Below are 17,706 nucleotides of genomic sequence, written 5' to 3'. Positions count from 1 at the left end.
TATGAAGATCGCAGTAATAGGAACGGGCTATGTTGGACTGGTTACAGGTACGTGCTTTGCAGAAACAGGCAACAAGGTAACATGCATAGATATCGACGCAGATAAAGTGGAGAAATTGTCGGCGGGCGAGATCACGATCTATGAGCCGGGACTTGAAAAGATATTCCTTCGCAACCTCAAAGAGAAACGTCTTACATTCACAACCGATCTTGCAGAAGGCGTAAAAGATGCGGTGATCGTATTTCTTGCATTGCCCACCCCTCCGGGGGAAAATGGCGCGGCGGATCTGCGTTATGTTTTAGGCGTTGCATCCCAGCTGGGAAAGCTGCTTACCGATTATAAGGTGGTCGTAGACAAAAGCACCGTGCCCGTAGGCACAGCCGAAAAAGTACAGAAGGCCATCGCAGAAAACTTCAAAGGTGAATTTGATGTGGTGAGCAATCCGGAGTTCCTGCGCGAAGGCGTTGCGGTTGACGATTTTATGAAGCCAGACCGCGTAGTGGTGGGAACAACCTCAGAGCGGGCAAGAAAAATAATGACCGATTTATATGCCCCCTTTGTGCGCCAGGGAAACCCGGTGATCTTTATGGATGAGAAATCAGCGGAACTTACAAAATACGCGGCCAACTCGTTCCTTGCTACAAAGATCTCTTTCATGAACGAGATCGCGCAGTTGTGCGAGAGGTTGGGTGCTGATGTGGATATGGTACGAAGGGGGATCGGCAGCGATGAAAGGATCGGTAAACGTTTTCTCTTCCCAGGCATCGGCTACGGCGGAAGCTGTTTCCCGAAAGATGTGCAGGCATTGGTAATGTCTTCGGAAGAAGTGAAATACGATTTCAAAATATTGAAAGCGGTAGAACAGGTGAACGAACTCCAGAAACTTCACCTGCTGCCCAAGATCAGGGAATACTTCAACAATGATCTGAAGGGGAAACGCTTCACACTCTGGGGGCTTGCTTTCAAACCCAATACAGACGATATAAGAGAGGCGCCCGCCCTGTACCTGGCTGATGCGCTCATCAACGAAGGTGCAACGATCGTTGCCTTTGACCCGGAGGCGATGCCGAATGTAAAAAAATCGGTCGGCGACAGGATCAGTTACGCCGAAAGCCAGTACGATGCACTCAACGATGCAGATGCATTGATCATCGCAACAGAATGGAGCGAGTTTCGTACACCCGATTTTGAGATCATCAACAGCAAGCTAAGGAACAAAGTGATATTCGATGGAAGAAACCTGTTCGACGTTAAATATATTTCGGACCTTGGCTATCACTACGAAAGCATCGGTCGTCCAATAGCGAAATAATATGCCAGCAAAAAGAATACTCATAACAGGTGCGGCCGGTTTTCTGGGCTCGCATCTCTGCGACCGGTTCATCAGGGAAGGCTATCACGTGATAGCGATGGATAATCTCATCACAGGCGATCTCAAAAACATTGAACACCTGTTCAAACTGCCGGAATTCGAGTTTTACAATCACGATGTTTCCACGTATATCCATATCGCGGGACACCTTGATTACATCCTGCATTTTGCATCGCCGGCGAGCCCGATCGACTACCTGAAGATCCCGATCCAGACATTAAAAGTAGGCGCGCTGGGAACACACAACTGCCTGGGGCTTGCCAAGGCGAAGCAGGCACGCATACTGGTTGCTTCAACAAGCGAGGTGTATGGGGATCCGTTGGTGCATCCGCAGACAGAAGAATACTGGGGCAATGTAAACCCCGTTGGCCCGCGCGGCGTATACGATGAGGCCAAACGATTTATGGAATCCATCACACGCGCCTACTATACATTTCATGGGGTTGAAACACGCATCGTCCGCATTTTTAACACCTATGGCCCGCGCATGAGGCTTAATGATGGAAGAGCGCTCCCCGCATTCATCGGGCAGGCATTGCGCGGCGAGGACCTTACGGTATTTGGCGATGGCAGCCAGACACGTTCATTTTGTTATGTAGACGACCTTGTGGACGGTATTTACCGTTTATTGATGAGCGACTACTCAATGCCCGTGAACATAGGCAACCCGAACGAAATTTCGCTGAAAGATTTTGCGGAAGAAGTGCTGAAACTTACAGGCTCTTCTGTAAAGATCACATACAAACCACTGCCGGTAGACGATCCAAAACAACGCAGGCCAGACATCACCAAAGCCCGGGAAATTCTTGGGTGGGAGCCAAAGATCGACAGGGCAGAAGGACTGAAAAGAACCTACGATTATTTCAGGTCGCTGCCCGAAGAGGAATGGTCGAAACAGCCGAAAGAATTTACCGCAAAAAAATAAACCGTACCGCATGTTGAAACCGCTTGTTGTTGTAACCGGTAAAAATGGCCAGTTGGGATGGGAGCTGCAGCAACAATCGGTTCATGCAAACGCGTACGAATTCCTGTTTATCGACAGCGATGACCTTGACCTGGCACAACCTGCAACGATCCCTGCTTTTTTTGAAAAACACAAACCTTCTTTTTTTATCAGTTGCGCCGCATATACTGCGGTAGACAAAGCCGAGACCGAAAAAGAGCTGGCTTATACCATCAACGCAACATCGCCACGCGTGATCGCTGAGCAATGTGCGCAATGTGGTTGTACTCTCATACAAGTCTCCACCGACTATGTATTCAACGGCAACGGAACAGAACCGTACCGCGCTGATGCCGCAACAGAACCGGTAAACTACTATGGATTTACCAAGGCAGAAGGAGAGAAGCATGCATTGGCCGCTAACCCCGGAACGATCATCATCCGAACCTCGTGGTTGTACAGCTCGCACGGGAATAATTTTGTGAAAACGATGCTGCGGTTGATGAAAGAACGGACCGGGATCAAAGTGGTAAACGATCAGTTGGGCTCACCCACGTACGCTGCAGACCTTGCCGAATTGATCATCACGATCATTGATTCGGTAAACAGTGGAAACGCGGTGAAAAATTCCATTTACCAGTTCAGCAACGCGGGCGTGATCTCCTGGTTCGATTTTGCAACAGCCATCCGCGATGATGCGAACTTGCCTTGTGAAATTTTGCCGATACCCAGTTCTGCCTATCCCACACCCGCAAAACGGCCGGCCTATTCTGTGATGGACACAGGAGCGGTCAGCAAAGATTTTGGTATTCAGCTGAAAGATTGGAGAACAAGCCTGCGCAAGTGTTTGCAACTGCTTGCGGAGAGCAAAGGTTGATCTTCCCCAATGTTTTGAATTTCCCGGATCATTCGATCGATTTTGAAAAACAAATGCTGTTTTCAACACCGGCGTACTGGCCGTAATTGGGAATGACGTGGTAGCCGTTTTTCTGGTACAACTGAACCGCATCTGCCTGCCGCTTCCCCGTTTCAAGCACGCACCTTTTGAAAGAGAGTTCCGCCGCCCATTTTTCCAGCTCCGCGAGAACCGCTGTGGCTATGCGCTTACCGCGATGCGTTGGTGACACGAACATACGTTTCACTTCCATTGCCTCGTTGTCGAAGGCCTTGATGGCGCCGCACCCAATGGCTTCTCCGTTCTCATAAGCCACCACCACATGTTTGATGGCATCGATGCCGTTGAACTGGTTGTAAAAGGCATGGTCATCCCCATCTTTTGTTGCGAGGTCCGCATCGAGCTGTTTTACGAGCTCAATAAAGTCGTTGTTTGCTGAGTTGGTTCGTTGAAGTGTGTGCATCTTCAAATTTACAAACAGGACCGGTTTATTGCAAACATCAAAGGCGCATATAATCGCCCACCCAGTTGCGGATCGAACGTTTGATCTCATCACCTGAAATTCCCTCTTTTAAGGCGCGGTCCAGGAGTATTTTAAATTCTTCATCGTCACAGAACCTGAGTGCCGCAATCTGCGAAAAAGACAATTTTTTCTCAATCTCCTGTGTGTTCTTTCCAAACAACTCAAAATAGCGCAAACGAAACTCAAGCCTTACGATCCTGTCCTGGTTGCCCAGTGCATAATGTTGCCTGAGCATGATCGCAAGGAACAGTATACAGAAGCAAACAATGCTGAACAGGATCCAGGCCAAACGATCAGGCTCATCAACAAATGCTTTCCATACACCCAACACCACGAGAAATCCCATCAATGGAAGAAACACAAAATGATGGAGCGGGTAATAGCGGACATGGTTTTTGTAGTTCTGTTGTTTCATGGTAAAGGGATTGCAAAAAATGAGCCAGCCGACCTTCACCTGCTCTGCACCCGCAGAACGTGTCTGCCGCCAACTTCATCACAGCCTGTTCTGTTCCGAAGATGCCCCGGTACTGCGGTTCCTTGCCGCTTTGATTTTCATGTTGCCGAACTGGTATGTGAAGCTAAGCGAAAAACGGCGGCTCTCCCACTCGTTCTGCCAGGTTGTGTTTACGTTGTTGTATTGAAGCACACTCCTGTAACGGTTGCCAAAGAAAACATCACGCACTTTAAAGCTGATCGTCGCTTTTTTATCGAGGAACGTTTTGTTGATGCCCAGGTCGACCTGTGAGCCAGGCAGGGTTCTCGCCAATCCGCTTACAGAAGCTGAATAATACATGGCCGTTAACTGGATCTTGTAATTTGAGGGAAGGATGAATGTCTGGTCGAGGTTGCCCGACCATGAAAACCTTTCTGCATGATAGTCCACCGACTGTACCTTGCTATTTACAATATCATATGCGCCATCCAGCTCTGCATTCATGTTCCACCAGGTGGTGATGTTGAAACTTCCTGCACTGGTTGCACTGAATGATTTCGTGTTGCCCATGTTCTGGTACTCGGCAATGCTTTCTTTGGTCGCATCATTCTGCGTGATGATGTTGGTTACGGTATTGTCTACTTTGATATAACTCAGGCTAAGTACCTGGAAATTTTTGAAATTGTAACTAAACAGGAACGATTTCGAGAACGAGGCCAGCAGGTAAGGGTTGCCTTTGATGGCCGTATATGGATCGCTGTAAAAAGTGAACGGGTTCAGGCTGCCATATCCCGGCCTGCTGATCCTTCCACTGTAGGAAAGATTGAACTGGTTGTCGCCGCCTGCATGATAAGTAAGGAAGAAGCTTGGTGCAAGTGTCCAGTAATCCCTTTTCACTTCGGGTGTTCCGCTTCCTATCGAGTTTGCGGTTGACCGGGTCTGTTCCGCGCGCAGCCCCGCTTTCACTTCAAACAGGGTTCCGATCTTTTTATCTACGGTGAGGTAAAATGCGTTGATGTTCTCATCGTAAAGGAAATGATTGGAACGTTTTGGATCCGTCACCCATCCCGCTGTTTTCAGTGAGTCAAAACGTGCGTCGTTGTCTGTTGATACCCGGCTGCTTTTCAATCCTGTTTCCAGGCGCCAGGTTTTTGCAAAAGGATATACATAATCCATTTTGAAAGAGCGAATGGAATACGAAGAAGGATTGTTGTTGCGCAGTTTGATCGTGTCGCCGATCAGTTTCCCTGCAGCATCAACGTATGCATTGAAAAATTGTTCCGTGTTTGTATTGCCGCCATTGATGTAGTCCGCATCCATGCTGAGCTTCTGCCCGGTAGTATCTATTTCAAACGCATAGTTCAGGTTAAAAACATAGGACCTTCCGTTTGTGTGCTGCGGCTTGAACATGTCTGCACCATTAACCTTGGCACCTGCGCTGTTCAGTGTTACGGAATTGCTGGTTACCTCTGCATGCTGCGGCGAATTGTATCCCCTGAAGAGAAAGCCAAACGTATGTTTTTTGCTTGCGAAGTAATCTGCTCCCGCCGTGTAACTGTAGCTGCTGCCGATGGGATGCCAGTAATTGACCTGGTTGTAAAGTTCTGAGCCGATCGTACGACCGAGCTTCAGCTCATTGTATGAATTGGAGTACCCTGCATTGGTGCGTATGTACGAGCTGATCTTGCCTGTATTGTAATTCAGGTTCAAACCACCGGATGCTTTTCCATACCGGCCATACGAGGCCGTTGCCGTTGCCGTTCCGTTAATGCCCTGCAGTTTGTTTCGTTTCAGCCTGATGTTGATGATACCCGCTGTTCCCTCCGCGTCGTAGTTGGCGGGCGGGTTTGCAATGAGTTCTATCTTGCTGATCACATTGCCGGGTAAGTTCTTGAGGTAATTGCTTAGTTCCGATCCGCTCATGTAACTGCGTTTTCCATCGATCAGCACCACCACGCCGCCGTTGTTCCTGAAAAGGATGTTATCGTCTTTGTCGAGGCGGATGCCCGGCGCTTTCCTCAGCACATCGAGTGCATTATCGCCTGTCGTGTTCATCTTCTCTACGTTTACAACAAGCCGGTCGCTTTTCTGTTCCAGTTTGGGTGTGAGCGACGTAACGGTCACATCTTTCAATACACCCGCTTCTTCTGCAAGTGAAACCAGCCTTATCAATCCATCGCCTTTTACCGTAAAGGGCTCGCTGGTATGCGAAACAAAACCTGTCATCGAAACCTTTACCACGTAGGTGCCGTTTTTGATCTTCGAAAAACCATAGTTGCCATTGGCGTCGGCGGTTTGTATGGAGGCGCGCGATGAGTCGGGAAGCTGCACCAATACAATGGTTGCTCCTTGCAAACCATTTCCTTTCTGCGACACAACTTTGCCTTTTAACACGGCGCTCTGCGCAAACAGGCAGGAAGCGGTTGCAAAAAAGGCGATCAGTAAACAGGCGGCGGTCTTTTTCATAAAGCGTGTTTTTGGTTTTACGGGTCAAAGATGTGGCGGCTGCGCGCTGTTGAAAATAATATGATCCCAACCCGCGGGATTATTACACCAACGCCGGATTTGGCGTATTTTCCGGTTGGGATAACAAAAACGGTTGTTGGTGTAAAAAAGCAACGACCCTGTTTAACACCCGTAGATTTGCAGTATGGAAAAAAAGAGATACACCTGGTTGCATTTGCTTGGCTGGCTTTTGTATTTCGCCTACCAGGTGATTGGTATATTTTTCTTCCCCGACAGCAAAAGCGAGAAGAACGACCCGGGTTATGTAACCATACTGAATACATCGTACGATCTTTCACTGGCCGCCACTTTTTATTTTTGTTATGCGCTCATCTATCCAAACCTCATTCAGCGCAGGCGCATGGTGCTCGCGGTACTGGGCTGTATCGCGTCGCCGTTTGTGTTTGTGGTCTGCCGCTACCTGCTCGAGGAAACTTTTTATCCCGCGGTATTTGGGTTCAGGAATTATGGGGACGGAACCACGATCAGATGGTACATCATCGATAATATATACCGCGGTGTTCCCGTGATCGCCCTCAGCGCTGTGATATGGGGCGTTCAGCAGGCCTACCGGAAAGAGCGCGAGAACAAACAGCTCCGCGAGGAAAAGATGAAGGCCGAACTTTCTTTTCTCAAATCGCAGATCAACCCTCATTTTTTATTCAATACCCTCAACTATATTTATTCGCTTGCCTATCCTGTATCTCAGCAACTGGCGGATGCGGTGATCCGCCTTTCCCAACTCATGCGCTACATGCTTACCGATAGCGCCGATGAAAAAGTTTCGCTCGAAAAAGAACTGGATTACATCCGGCACTACACCGAGGTTTGCGGGATGTTGTTCGAAAATCATTTTTTTGTGGATATGCGGGTGATAGGGCAGCCGGAAGGAAAAATGATCGCGCCCCTGTTGCTTGTGCCTTTTTTTGAGAACGCTTTTAAACATGGCGTGGTCAATGATCCGTCGAAACCCGTACAGATCGTTTTAACGATTGGTAACAACGAATTGAAGCTGCAGGTTGCCAATGCGATCAACAAACAGCAGAAGGATCACTCCAGCGGGATCGGTTTGCCCAATGTGCGCAGGCGACTGGAACTGATATACCCGGGTAAACATGAGCTGCATGTTACCGACGACGGCGCTTATTACAAAACAGAACTCAGCATACAATTATGAACCGTAAAACGATCAGGTGTTTTGTGGTGGATGACCAATCGTACGCCGTGCAGATCATCGCCGACTACGTTACCCGCGTTCCCTTTCTCGAGCTCGCAGGCACAGCCACGAACCCCATCGACGCGCTTACGCGCATACAGCATGGTGATATAGATCTTGTTTTCCTCGACATACAAATGCCCGAACTAACCGGCATGCAGTTCCTGAAGATCGCTCGTGATAAGTGCAGGTTCATTCTTACCACGGCCTATCCCGAATACGCGCTCGAAGGGTATGAGCACGAGGTGATCGATTATTTACTCAAGCCCGTGGCATTCGAACGTTTTGTAAAGGCCGCGCAAAAAGCGTACAACCAGCTTCGGCCCGAAACAGAAACCATTGCAACGGAAAACGATGAGCAGGATTATTTTTTTGTAAAAGGAGAAAGCAAGAACAAATTCATCAAAATAAATTACAGTGATGTTCTGTACATCGAGGGGTTGAAAAATTATGTTTCGGTGTTCACAAACGATCAGCGTATTGCAACCTACCACACGTTAACGGAGCTGGAACAGCAGTTGCCTCGGCCGCCGTTTTACCGCGTTCATAAATCCTATATCATTTCCCTTGATAAGATTTCGATGGTGGATGGAAATGTCATCTACATCAACAAACAACAAATTCCTTTAGGGGAAACGTATAGGGAACAGTTCTTCAGGTTGGTCAGGGATAAATAGCAGGAAATGTTATTTCCGTTTTTTCTTTTCAACAAGAGACACAATATCTCTCTGGTTGCCCAGCAACAATAAACCGATCACGATCTGTGCGCCGGCCAGGATCATGGGTCCGGTGGCGGGGTTTACTTCAGCATGCACCATCGTCCGGTACTGGAAATAGACATACACCTGCCTGCAGAATTCGGGAATTTGTTTGACGAGTATCAGTCCGCCCAATACAACGATCGATATGCTCAACACAGTTGAACGATGAATGTTCAATGTGATCGTTTCATCGTTGAAAGATGCCGGGAGATTTAGTTTTTCGACCAGGCTTTCTGTTTTAAAGATGAGCAGGTAACAGATAAACACATGAACCAGCGTTACCAGGAGAAAGATACCGAACTCTGATAAAGTATTATCGCGGTCACCGGATGCAAGGAACTTTATATATACCAGTACCTGCGGCAGCAACGCCAGCACATCCCTTATAAAGAAGATGCCAAGCACTTTCAATACGATCGTGAACAGGGTTCTGGGTGTCATTTTTGGTGATGGATGTTGGTGAGGTATTGTTTTACCAAAGTAAGAAAATATAGTGTTATACCAACTGCTGCTGGCGCGCAGCCATTGGTGAAATGCCAAACCGTTCCTTGAATGCGCGGCTGAAATGCGATGTGTTTTCAAAACCGCTTTCAAAGGCGGCTTCGCTCACGGTCTTGTCCTCGCTGGTAAGCAGGCGCATGGAATGCTTCAGCCGTTTTTCCAGCAGCCATTTGCCGGGTGTGGTGCCAAAAAGTTTACTGAAATCGCGTTTGAACGCCGAGAGGCTGCGGTTGCTGAGTTGGGCGTACGCTTCGAGTTTGAGGTTGAAGCAGTAGTTATCGTTCATCACCCTTTGCAGCGAAACGGATTGCGGCTCCTGCAAAAGCGAACAGAAATAGGAGCGCAGTTCTTCATTTTTCGGGTCGTCGGCAACCGTGAGAATGAGTTCCTTGAACTTAAGTTCAACCAGCGATTCATCCGGCATCATTTTGGCCTCGAAATACGCGAGCATGGAACTGTAGAACAAACCAACGGTTTCGTTTTTATTGATCGTTATCACCGGGTTGTAATGTCTCCATTCACCGTTGATCGGTTTCGATTTTGTTTTCAGCGTTTCGCGGATGAAATCATCGGTAATAAAAAATATCACCAGGCAAAACGATCCATCAAAGAACTGTTCAACGATCGTTGCGCCTTTCCTGATGAAAACGCAATCGCCCCGCTTCAGATCAAAAGCGCCGTGGGCGGTGTGCCATACTTTTCTTCCCTCAACCACATAAATGATATAGTTGTGCTGGCTCCATATATCGGCAAACTTGTTTTCGAGCGGGCAATTGTAAAACGTAAGCATCGAATCGCCACAGGTGAGCAGGCGTAAACGATCTGTCTGCTGGAATTTGAATTCGTAAAAATTAAACATGGTGTTGTGTATTGGCTGCTGTATGCTGGATGTTAAAATGCGCGCTGAACTTTTAAGCAAGATTTTTGGACGCTACAGTACTGCAGGCTACAAACGGGGGAAATAGTTTTGCTTTTTAGTCAACGCCGTCGGGCGTTTTAATTGAAATGTAAAAATAACATCAAAATGAATCCAAACAAAGCATTGTGGGAGAAAGGGGATTTTACCCGTCTTGCCGAAACCATGCGCGAAAGCGGCGCCCTGCTGGTATCCAGGCTGGGTATTACAGAAGGGATGGATGTGCTCGACCTTGGTTGTGGCGACGGCACCACCGCCATCCCGGAGGCAAAACTGAAGGCCAATGTATTAGGTGTAGACATCGCAGAAAACCTCGTGGCTGCGGGCAATGAACGGGTAAGGAAAGAAGGGCTTACGAATGTTCGTTTCCAGGAAGGGGATGCGGTTGATCTGAAGGACCTGGCAGATGAAAGTTTCGATCTCGTCGTTTCCATTTTCGGCGCCATGTTCGCGCCCCAACCATTTGAAGTGGCAAAATCGATGGTGCGTGTAACGCGCAAGGGAGGAAGGATCGTGATGGGCAACTGGATCCCCGGCGACCCGACGCTGGTTGCGCAGATCTTAAAAATCAGCTCCGCATACACACCGCCGCCGCCGGAAGGATTTATCAGTCCTATGTTGTGGGGCGTTGAGCACAACATCATCGAAAGGTTTGAACAGGCTGGCATCGGCAGGGAAAATATCGTGATGCAGAAAGACACATTCACATTCAACGCACCCTACGCCGCTTCGGAGTTCGTACGCATTTTTAAAACATACTATGGCCCCACCATGAATGCTTTTGAAGCCGCGGAAAAGGAGGGCAAAGCCGACGAACTCGGTCGCGAACTTGAGGATCTGTTTGCGGCGCAGAACAAAGCCGTGGATGGAACCACGTCTATCCCCGCAACCTTCCTGTTGGTTACCGTTACAAAATAATCCTTAGAACTAACTTTTGGAAAGTTTAAACTTTCCAAAAGTGCTGCTGCTTTTAACTAAAAATTTGTAAGCTATTATGCTATCTATCCAATATTATGTTTATTTCCTGCTGAATGTATTGACCCATTGGGTCGATACCATGCTGCACAGTATCCCCGTTGAATGGCTGTCGTTACTCGGGCGGTTGATCAATAAACCTGTGTGACCTGGTCTTACATCCAATAAAAATGAAAATGAAATTTTACGACCCAAATAAAAAACCTGCAGAAGCACCGGCTACCCCGGTAATAGAAAAAGGAGCCGATGTTTGCGCTGAAGAAGAATCGTATGGTTGGGAACCGGATCTTTGCGGGCAGTATTTTCCGTAACAGCCTGCTTCTTCTCTATATCCTTAAATATTTTTTTAATCGACTACCACTTCGGTAACAACCGGTCATTTTTTTGATGAGCACCTTTCAATCAAAGCCGTTTTTAAAACAGTGGTCATTGGAATCTTAAACCCGGCATCGTTTATTTTATTCAATAAAAGATGGATACAGGTTTCCGCCATCTGGTCGATCGGTTGTTGCAGGGTAGTGAGCGATGGCTCGATCACTTCGGACCTGGAATCGTTGCTGAACCCAACGATGCCGAGTTCGGGCCCTACACGAATACCTCTTTTTTTTGCTTCGATGATGAGCTGGATGGCCGCAGGATCGTTCACGGCAAACACGGCATCGGGGCGGGAAGTTTTGTCGAGCAGGATGTGTGCGCATTTCTGCGCACTGCCCTGTGTAAGATCGCAATGCACGATCCATTCTGAGTTTACGGGGAGCCCGTATTTCTCCAGCGCATCTTTGTAACCACGCAGGCGGTTCTTGCTGATCTGTAAATTTTCGGGCCCGCCAATATGCCCTATTTTTTTGTATCCGTTTTTGATCAGGTGCTCCACGCCCGTAAAAGCGCCCTCGTAGTCGTCCGCCAAAACTTTTGGAAGTCCGTGCCTGTTTTTAGCGCGGTTGAAAAGGATCACGGGCACGCCTGCATCTTCAAAGGCCTGCAGGTGATCAAGCGATTTTGTTTCGCTGCTCAACGAAAGAAGAATGCCGTCTACCTGGTAAGAAAACAGGCGTTTCAGTATATCGATCTCGTTGCTGTAATTCTCATTGGTATGGCAGATGATTACTTCGTACCCTGCAAGGTAAGCCGCTTTCTGCGCGATGATGATGAACTGGCAAAAGAAATCTGTGATCAGTTCAGGAACAACAATACCGATCGAATAACTCTTCCGCCTTACGAGACTCGATGCAAAGTAATTGGGAACATAATTCAGTTTCTGCGCCATATCGAGCACGGCGTTCCGCGTTTCCATGTTGATGTCTTTGCTGTTGCGCAATGCGCGCGAAACGGTAGACTTGGAGATCTTCAGCTGCTTTGCAATATCAAGCAACGTTGCATGGTGTTTTGAGCCCGCCGTTTCCACCCCGGGTTGCTGCGATTGAATCGTAAAATAATACTCGCAGTGCTTACAATGGTAACGCTGCTTACCCCGCACCTGGCCGGCTTTGGCAATGCCGGTTACTTTATCACATTTAATGCATTTTATCACTGCTTAAAGGTACAGGAAACAGGCGAACAAGAAGCCAGGCCAACACGAAGATCAATTCCGGGATCACCTGAAACATAAAACATTTTTATCATCTTGTTTTCTTGATTTCCGGTTCTGTGAGGCCGATCCGGCGGCCCGTTCATTAGAAATTGATTAAAGGAAATTACCGGGAACGGTGCCGCAATCGTTCCCGATACATTTTGTTGCCTGGCGGCATTGGGCGAATTGCTTATCAACTCTAAATTACACCTGCTTGAACGGCCGATCTTTGTTTGGCCGGACTTCTATTGTCTTACGATTGAATGCTTATGTATGAAAAAAACAACGCAACATTTTGCAGGCAAACTCCGCCTGTGTGTAATGCTCCTCTCGGCGGTGCTGTCTATGTTAACGGCAACGGCGCAGACTCAGACCATCAAAGGAACGGTGGTTGACGAAAACGGGCAACCCGTTTCCGGCGCATCGGTTCGTGTGAAAGGCGAGCGGCAGGCAACCACTTCTGCCGATAACGGCACCTACACATTAACAAACGTGAAAGCGGGCGCAACCATAGTTGTGAGCTTTACCGGTTTTGATGATGTGGAAGTAGGCGCATCCGGCACTGCCCACGAACGCATCCAGTTAAAACGAAACACCAAAGCGCTCGAGGAGGTTGTGGTGGTTGGTTACGGCTCCCGCAAAAAATCGGAAGTTACCGGTGCCATCACCTCTGTTAAAGCGGCGGAACTCCTCCAGACGCCGGTTGCCAACCTTGCACAGGGCTTACAGGGCCGCGTTGCAGGTTTACAGGTTACGCAGAACAACGCTGCACCCGGCGCCAGCATCAGCGTGCGTTTGAGGGGTACCAACTCGATCAACGGTTCGTCAGAGCCACTGTACATCATCGATGGGGTGCAGATACAGAACACAACACCGGGCGGCGTAAGCGGTCCTACAACACTGGGCAACATCAGCGGCGTTGGTAACAATTCGAATGGTGTGAGCTCTCTTTCTTTGCTCAACCCCAACGACATCGAATCGATCGAAGTATTGAAAGATGCTTCTGCAGCTGCGATCTACGGCTCACAGGCCGCAAACGGTGTGATCATCATCACCACCAAACGTGGTAAGGCAGGCAGGTCGATTGTGAGTTACGATGGCTACTATGGCACACAGGCCATCACCAAAAAACTTCCCGTACTCAACGCGAGCCAGTTTGCAAGGATCGAGAACGAGATCTTCAACACCACCCGTTTCCCCAACCCGGATTCATTCGGCGTAGGAACGGATTGGCAGGATCTCATCTTCCACAATGCAGGCATCCAGAGCCACCAGCTCAATTTTTCGGGTGGCAACGAAAAAACGCAATCACTTATCTCTATCAACTATTTCGGGCAGGAAGGTATTGTGCTCAAATCAAAATTCGACCGTTTCTCTGTTCGTATGAATCTTGATCACAACATCAACTCCTGGCTCAAAATAGGAACCAATACAACCTTCAGCCGTTCTGTAAACAACCGCGTTCAAACCGGTTCTACCAATACAGACGGTGGTAGCTTTACCCAAACCCTGATCGGCGCTGCATTGTCTGCTCCGCCCGTGCTTGTTCCCTACAACAGCCTTGGTGGCATCTATGCATGGAGGGACCAGCCTTATGGTTCTTTTTATGGCGAGCTGAGGAACCCGCTGGTGGGTAGCCTTGTTACAGATGTAACGCGCACCAACACCATTCTAAGCAATGTATACCTCGACGTGAACCTTGCAAAAGGACTGAAATACCGTGCCAACCTCAGCGCCAATACCAACAACGGGTTGAACGATTATTATTTCCCGATCGCGGCGTTTACACCGGGAGAGGTCACCCTGTCGGGCGGATTGGGCGGTTATGGCATGAAGCTGAATACAAACTTTATGCGCCTGATGCATGAGAGCATCCTTACATACGATAAAACAATTGCCAACGACCACGTGTTGAAATTCACAGGCGTATTCAGCACGCTTGAAACCAATACGAATTACAACTACGCGCTCGGTTATGGTTTCATCAACGATGCAACCACTAACGAGGCATTGCAACTGGCGCAAAACTATTCTGTTAACTCCAACCGGACAAAAGAAGATCTCGTGTCTTATTTAGGACGGATCAATTACAACTACAAAGGCAAATACTTTATCGATCTCACAGCGCGTGTAGATGGAAGCAGCAAATTTGGGGCGAACAACAAATACGGGTTCTTCCCTGCGGTATCGGCTGCCTGGAACGTGAAACGCGAGAATTTCCTGGCCGATGTGAAAAGCATCACAAACCTCAAACTGAGGGCGAGCGTCGGTAAAACCGGTAACCAGGCTGCGGTTGAACCTTACCAGTCGCTGGCCACTGTTGCCGCCGGTAACGATTATATCTTTAACACCGCGCTCAACAAAGCGATCCTGCCAAACGCAGTTCCTAATCCTGATCTGAGATGGGAAACATCGGTTCAGTCAGACATCGGCGTTGAGCTCGATCTCTTCGACAACCGTTTGAATTTTGTTGCCGATGTATACCTGAAAAAAACAACGGACCTGATCTATAAAAAAACACTTCCATTGTCTTCAGGATACGATGTGGTTACGGGCAACTTCGCATCTGTTGAGAACAGGGGTATCGAGCTTTCATTGGGCGGCGATATCATCCGTTCAAGGGATCTTCGCTGGAACGTAAGCACGAACATCACTTTCAACAGGAACAAATTGCTGAGGCTTGCCGATGATTCAACCAAAGAAGCATCCATCAGCAACTACAGCATTCTTCGCGTGGGAAGCCCGCTGGGCCTCTTCAAAACCTACGTGTATGATGGGATTATGCAAACCGGCGAAACACCGATCCCCGGCCAACCTGTTAACAACCCGCGCCCCGGAACAGTGAAAGTAAAAGATGTTTCAGGCCCTGCAGGAAAACCTGATGGTGTGATCACTGCGGCAGACCAGGTGGTAACAGGGGATGCAAATCCTAAATTCATATTCGGTTTCTCAACAACATTGAAATACAAAAACCTTGATTTCGCAGCATTCTTCTCGGGAACATACGGCGGAAAGATCTACAACATCTCACGCTGGGTACTTGAGAACCCAAGCGGCGGACGTAACGTTGCGGCAGGGTTGGCAGACCGCTGGAGCACGAGCAACCCGGGTGGAACCTACCAGGTTGCAGCGGGCAGCAACGGCGGCAGGCTGCCATTGTCTGACCGTTACCTTGAAGACGGTTCCTTCCTTCGTTGCAAGAATATATCCCTGGGATACACCTTCGCACCAAAAGGTCTTTCAAACGTAAGAGCCTACATCAGTGCCAACAACCTGTTCACCATTACGAAATACACTGGCTTCGATCCTGAAGTAGGTTCGTTTGGTAACTCGAATACACAGATGGGAGTTGACAACGTAGTGTACCCAATGTCACGTTCATTCCTTTTAGGCCTGCAAATCACTTTATAAAACTCAGTATATGAAACGCATATTTTATACCGGTTTATCCCTCATCGTTCTCTTCACCAGTTGCAGTAAAATGCTGGATGAAAAAGCGTATTCAGGGATCTATACAAAAGATTTTTACTCAACCGCAAGTGAGGCCGAATCGGCACTCACTGCCGTGTACGGCGCGCTGTATGTAATGTACAGCAGCGGTTCCCCTTTGTTTGTGGCGGAATGGTCGGCCGACCAGATGTTCCCGCGCAATGTTGTGGGACGTAACACCCTTACCGTTTTCAGCTACGACCCATTGTATTCGGTTCAGACCAGCAACGGCCGTTCGAACGAATCGCCTGTTGAGATCTGGAAGACCGCTTACAAAGGAATTGAGGCGGCCAACTGGGTAATTGAAAAAGTACCCGGCACAAACATGGATACCGTAAGAAGGAACGCCATCATCGGCGAAGCCTTGTTTCTCCGCGCATTTTTTCATTGGAGCCTCGCGAAAAACTTTGGCAGTGTTGTGATCAAAACATCGGCAACGGCTTCAGTTGATGCGGCATTCAACGAAAGATCGCCGGTTGAAAAAGTATACGACCAGATCATTGCAGACCTGAACCGCGCAGAAACGCTTTTGCCAGACTATGCGGCCTCCACTGTTAAGGGCCGTGCTACCAAACAGGCGGCACAGTTGCTGCATGCCAAAGCGGCGCTCTATGCAGGCAGAAATGCCGAGGCATTGGTGAACGCGCAGAAAGTGCTCACATCGAACAAGTATTCACTGGTTTCCAACACCGATCTGTTCACGGCTGCAAAGAAAGATGTAGCAAGGGCCGAAGTATTGTTCGCAGTGGAGTTGAGCAACACCACCAACCCCATCAGGCAATCACAGATCCATTATTTCTGCGCGCCGATCCCACCGTCAGATTATTCAAAAGGTGGCGCAGGCGGTATGTATGTATACAGTGCATTTATGAACTCGATGGCTACGGCAGACAAACGCCGTGAGTTCCTCGCAACCACCTATACGCAAACAGCAGGCAATGTAGTGGTGCCACAGGCAAGTATCGATACGCGCCTTGCAACCAAAGACCTCGTACTGATGGGTAAATACAAAGATCCTGCAGCGGTGGGCGCTTACGGAAGCAACAACATTTACCTGCTCCGCCTGGCCGATGCATATCTTATTGCCGCAGAAGCGGAAGCCAAAACAAACGGCGCAACCATCAACGCTTACAATTACATCAACGCAGTAAGAGGAAGGGCCAATATCGGGAACCTGGTATCGGGTTTGTCGCCAACCGTATTTGTAGACTCGGTATTGCGCGAAAGGTCGTGGGAATTTTATGGTGAGGGCGATCGCTGGTACGATCTTACAAGAACCGATAAGTTCCTTACCGTTGTTCCAACAGCAGTGAACGCAGATTATCCGGTAAGAACGCCATTGCCCAAACACAAATATTTCCCGATCCCACAAATCGAGATCAACGCCAATCCGAAACTGACACAGAACGATGCGTGGAAATAAATGCAGTTAAGAAAACAACCAGGAAAACCGGGAACAGGAAAAAGGGTACAGGAAGGATAAATACAGCGGAAAGTTTGAGGTTTCATTGACAGCGATGTTATGGAACAACAGCATAAAAGCAATGATTGAACAGGCAAGACCGGCTCTTGTTCCCTGTTTTTCCTTACCATGTTTTCTTAAGGGT

General features: G+C 48.4%; 16 protein-coding genes. 10 read left to right on the top strand and 6 right to left on the bottom strand.

Annotated elements, in window-relative coordinates:
• Position 1: 1 nt before the first annotated feature.
• From GWC95_RS13705 to rfbD, 3 genes are read left to right on the top strand one after another with little or no spacing between them, the layout of a single operon-like run.
• Positions 2-1,312 carry a UDP-glucose dehydrogenase family protein gene (locus GWC95_RS13705; protein ID WP_161819290.1) on the top strand — a complete coding sequence of 437 codons (1,311 nt, stop codon included), beginning with the start codon at positions 2-4 and terminating at the stop codon, positions 1,310-1,312.
• Between the two features lies 1 nt (position 1,313).
• The gene (locus GWC95_RS13700; protein WP_161819289.1) at positions 1,314-2,297 is read left to right on the top strand and encodes a UDP-glucuronic acid decarboxylase family protein; all 984 of its coding nucleotides are present in this window, start codon (positions 1,314-1,316) and stop codon (positions 2,295-2,297) included.
• 10 nt (positions 2,298-2,307) lie between these two features.
• Entirely contained in the window at positions 2,308-3,192 is an 885-nt protein-coding gene (gene rfbD, locus GWC95_RS13695) for a dTDP-4-dehydrorhamnose reductase (protein WP_161819288.1), read from the top strand.
• A 28-nt stretch (positions 3,193-3,220) separates the two neighbouring features.
• Here rfbD and GWC95_RS13690 read toward each other — a convergent pair whose 3' ends face one another.
• The 3 genes from GWC95_RS13690 to GWC95_RS13680 all read right to left on the bottom strand — a co-directional run bounded on the left by GWC95_RS13690 (position 3,221) and on the right by GWC95_RS13680 (position 6,632).
• Positions 3,221-3,673, bottom strand: a complete 453-nt coding sequence (locus tag GWC95_RS13690; protein ID WP_161819287.1) for a GNAT family N-acetyltransferase — start codon at positions 3,671-3,673, stop codon at positions 3,221-3,223.
• Between the two features lie 37 nt (positions 3,674-3,710).
• Positions 3,711-4,148 (bottom strand): DUF6526 family protein, encoded by a 438-nt coding sequence (locus GWC95_RS13685; protein WP_161819286.1) that lies wholly within the window; start codon positions 4,146-4,148, stop codon positions 3,711-3,713.
• 78 nt (positions 4,149-4,226) lie between these two features.
• Complete coding sequence (locus tag GWC95_RS13680; protein WP_161819285.1) at positions 4,227-6,632, bottom strand: outer membrane beta-barrel family protein; 2,406 nt, start codon at positions 6,630-6,632, stop codon at positions 4,227-4,229.
• 184 nt (positions 6,633-6,816) lie between these two features.
• Between GWC95_RS13680 and GWC95_RS13675 the strand changes: the two genes are divergently transcribed.
• Positions 6,817-7,848 carry a sensor histidine kinase gene (locus GWC95_RS13675; protein ID WP_161819284.1) on the top strand — a complete coding sequence of 344 codons (1,032 nt, stop codon included), beginning with the start codon at positions 6,817-6,819 and terminating at the stop codon, positions 7,846-7,848.
• The gene (locus GWC95_RS13670) at positions 7,845-8,564 is read left to right on the top strand and encodes a LytR/AlgR family response regulator transcription factor (protein WP_161819283.1); all 720 of its coding nucleotides are present in this window, start codon (positions 7,845-7,847) and stop codon (positions 8,562-8,564) included. Before GWC95_RS13675 ends, GWC95_RS13670 begins: the two co-directional genes overlap by 4 nt.
• 9 nt (positions 8,565-8,573) lie before the next feature.
• Here GWC95_RS13670 and GWC95_RS13665 read toward each other — a convergent pair whose 3' ends face one another.
• Positions 8,574-9,089: a hypothetical protein gene (locus tag GWC95_RS13665; RefSeq protein ID WP_161819282.1), complete on the bottom strand. Its 516-nt coding sequence runs from the start codon at positions 9,087-9,089 to the stop codon at positions 8,574-8,576.
• Positions 9,090-9,144: 55 nt separating this feature from the next.
• A complete protein-coding gene (locus GWC95_RS13660; RefSeq protein ID WP_161819281.1) occupies positions 9,145-10,008 on the bottom strand; it encodes a helix-turn-helix domain-containing protein in 864 nt (287 codons plus the stop codon).
• 165 nt (positions 10,009-10,173) lie between these two features.
• Here GWC95_RS13660 and GWC95_RS13655 point away from each other — a divergent pair, with 165 nt between their 5' ends.
• The 3 genes from GWC95_RS13655 to GWC95_RS19770 all read left to right on the top strand — a co-directional run bounded on the left by GWC95_RS13655 (position 10,174) and on the right by GWC95_RS19770 (position 11,351).
• A complete protein-coding gene (locus tag GWC95_RS13655; RefSeq protein ID WP_161819280.1) occupies positions 10,174-10,983 on the top strand; it encodes a class I SAM-dependent methyltransferase in 810 nt (269 codons plus the stop codon).
• 76 nt (positions 10,984-11,059) lie between these two features.
• Entirely contained in the window at positions 11,060-11,188 is a 129-nt protein-coding gene (locus tag GWC95_RS19910; protein WP_262886305.1) for a hypothetical protein, read from the top strand.
• Between the two features lie 22 nt (positions 11,189-11,210).
• Positions 11,211-11,351, top strand: coding sequence for a hypothetical protein (locus GWC95_RS19770; protein WP_237722159.1), 141 nt, complete (start codon positions 11,211-11,213; stop codon positions 11,349-11,351).
• Positions 11,352-11,416: 65 nt separating this feature from the next.
• Here GWC95_RS19770 and GWC95_RS13650 read toward each other — a convergent pair whose 3' ends face one another.
• Positions 11,417-12,571 (bottom strand): substrate-binding domain-containing protein, encoded by a 1,155-nt coding sequence (locus GWC95_RS13650; protein WP_161819279.1) that lies wholly within the window; start codon positions 12,569-12,571, stop codon positions 11,417-11,419.
• A gap of 312 nt (positions 12,572-12,883) precedes the next feature.
• Between GWC95_RS13650 and GWC95_RS13645 the strand changes: the two genes are divergently transcribed.
• On the top strand, positions 12,884-16,021 hold the full coding sequence (locus tag GWC95_RS13645) for a SusC/RagA family TonB-linked outer membrane protein (protein WP_161819278.1): 3,138 nt from the start codon (positions 12,884-12,886) through the stop codon (positions 16,019-16,021).
• Positions 16,022-16,031: 10 nt separating this feature from the next.
• Positions 16,032-17,522, top strand: coding sequence for a RagB/SusD family nutrient uptake outer membrane protein (locus GWC95_RS13640; RefSeq protein ID WP_161819277.1), 1,491 nt, complete (start codon positions 16,032-16,034; stop codon positions 17,520-17,522).
• Positions 17,523-17,706: the final 184 nt, after the last annotated feature.

This window comes from Sediminibacterium roseum (assembly GCF_009939005.1).
Taxonomy (GTDB): domain Bacteria; phylum Bacteroidota; class Bacteroidia; order Chitinophagales; family Chitinophagaceae; genus Sediminibacterium; species Sediminibacterium roseum.
The sequence above is the reverse complement of the archived record's forward strand: the minus strand, read 5'-3'. Positions and strand labels throughout refer to the sequence as shown.

What these genes read in the sequence shown, in the direction of transcription:
- GWC95_RS13705 (WP_161819290.1), top strand. Translation starts at nt 2, where the DNA reads ATGAAGATCGCAGTAATAGGAACGGGCTATGTTGGACTGGTTACAGGT.
- GWC95_RS13700 (WP_161819289.1), top strand. Translation starts at nt 1,314, where the DNA reads ATGCCAGCAAAAAGAATACTCATAACAGGTGCGGCCGGTTTTCTGGGC.
- rfbD (WP_161819288.1), top strand. Translation starts at nt 2,308, where the DNA reads ATGTTGAAACCGCTTGTTGTTGTAACCGGTAAAAATGGCCAGTTGGGA.
- GWC95_RS13690 (WP_161819287.1), bottom strand. Translation starts at nt 3,673, where the DNA reads ATGCACACACTTCAACGAACCAACTCAGCAAACAACGACTTTATTGAG.
- GWC95_RS13685 (WP_161819286.1), bottom strand. Translation starts at nt 4,148, where the DNA reads ATGAAACAACAGAACTACAAAAACCATGTCCGCTATTACCCGCTCCAT.
- GWC95_RS13680 (WP_161819285.1), bottom strand. Translation starts at nt 6,632, where the DNA reads ATGAAAAAGACCGCCGCCTGTTTACTGATCGCCTTTTTTGCAACCGCT.
- GWC95_RS13675 (WP_161819284.1), top strand. Translation starts at nt 6,817, where the DNA reads ATGGAAAAAAAGAGATACACCTGGTTGCATTTGCTTGGCTGGCTTTTG.
- GWC95_RS13670 (WP_161819283.1), top strand. Translation starts at nt 7,845, where the DNA reads ATGAACCGTAAAACGATCAGGTGTTTTGTGGTGGATGACCAATCGTAC.
- GWC95_RS13665 (WP_161819282.1), bottom strand. Translation starts at nt 9,089, where the DNA reads ATGACACCCAGAACCCTGTTCACGATCGTATTGAAAGTGCTTGGCATC.
- GWC95_RS13660 (WP_161819281.1), bottom strand. Translation starts at nt 10,008, where the DNA reads ATGTTTAATTTTTACGAATTCAAATTCCAGCAGACAGATCGTTTACGC.
- GWC95_RS13655 (WP_161819280.1), top strand. Translation starts at nt 10,174, where the DNA reads ATGAATCCAAACAAAGCATTGTGGGAGAAAGGGGATTTTACCCGTCTT.
- GWC95_RS19910 (WP_262886305.1), top strand. Translation starts at nt 11,060, where the DNA reads ATGCTATCTATCCAATATTATGTTTATTTCCTGCTGAATGTATTGACC.
- GWC95_RS19770 (WP_237722159.1), top strand. Translation starts at nt 11,211, where the DNA reads ATGAAAATGAAATTTTACGACCCAAATAAAAAACCTGCAGAAGCACCG.
- GWC95_RS13645 (WP_161819278.1), top strand. Translation starts at nt 12,884, where the DNA reads ATGAAAAAAACAACGCAACATTTTGCAGGCAAACTCCGCCTGTGTGTA.
- GWC95_RS13640 (WP_161819277.1), top strand. Translation starts at nt 16,032, where the DNA reads ATGAAACGCATATTTTATACCGGTTTATCCCTCATCGTTCTCTTCACC.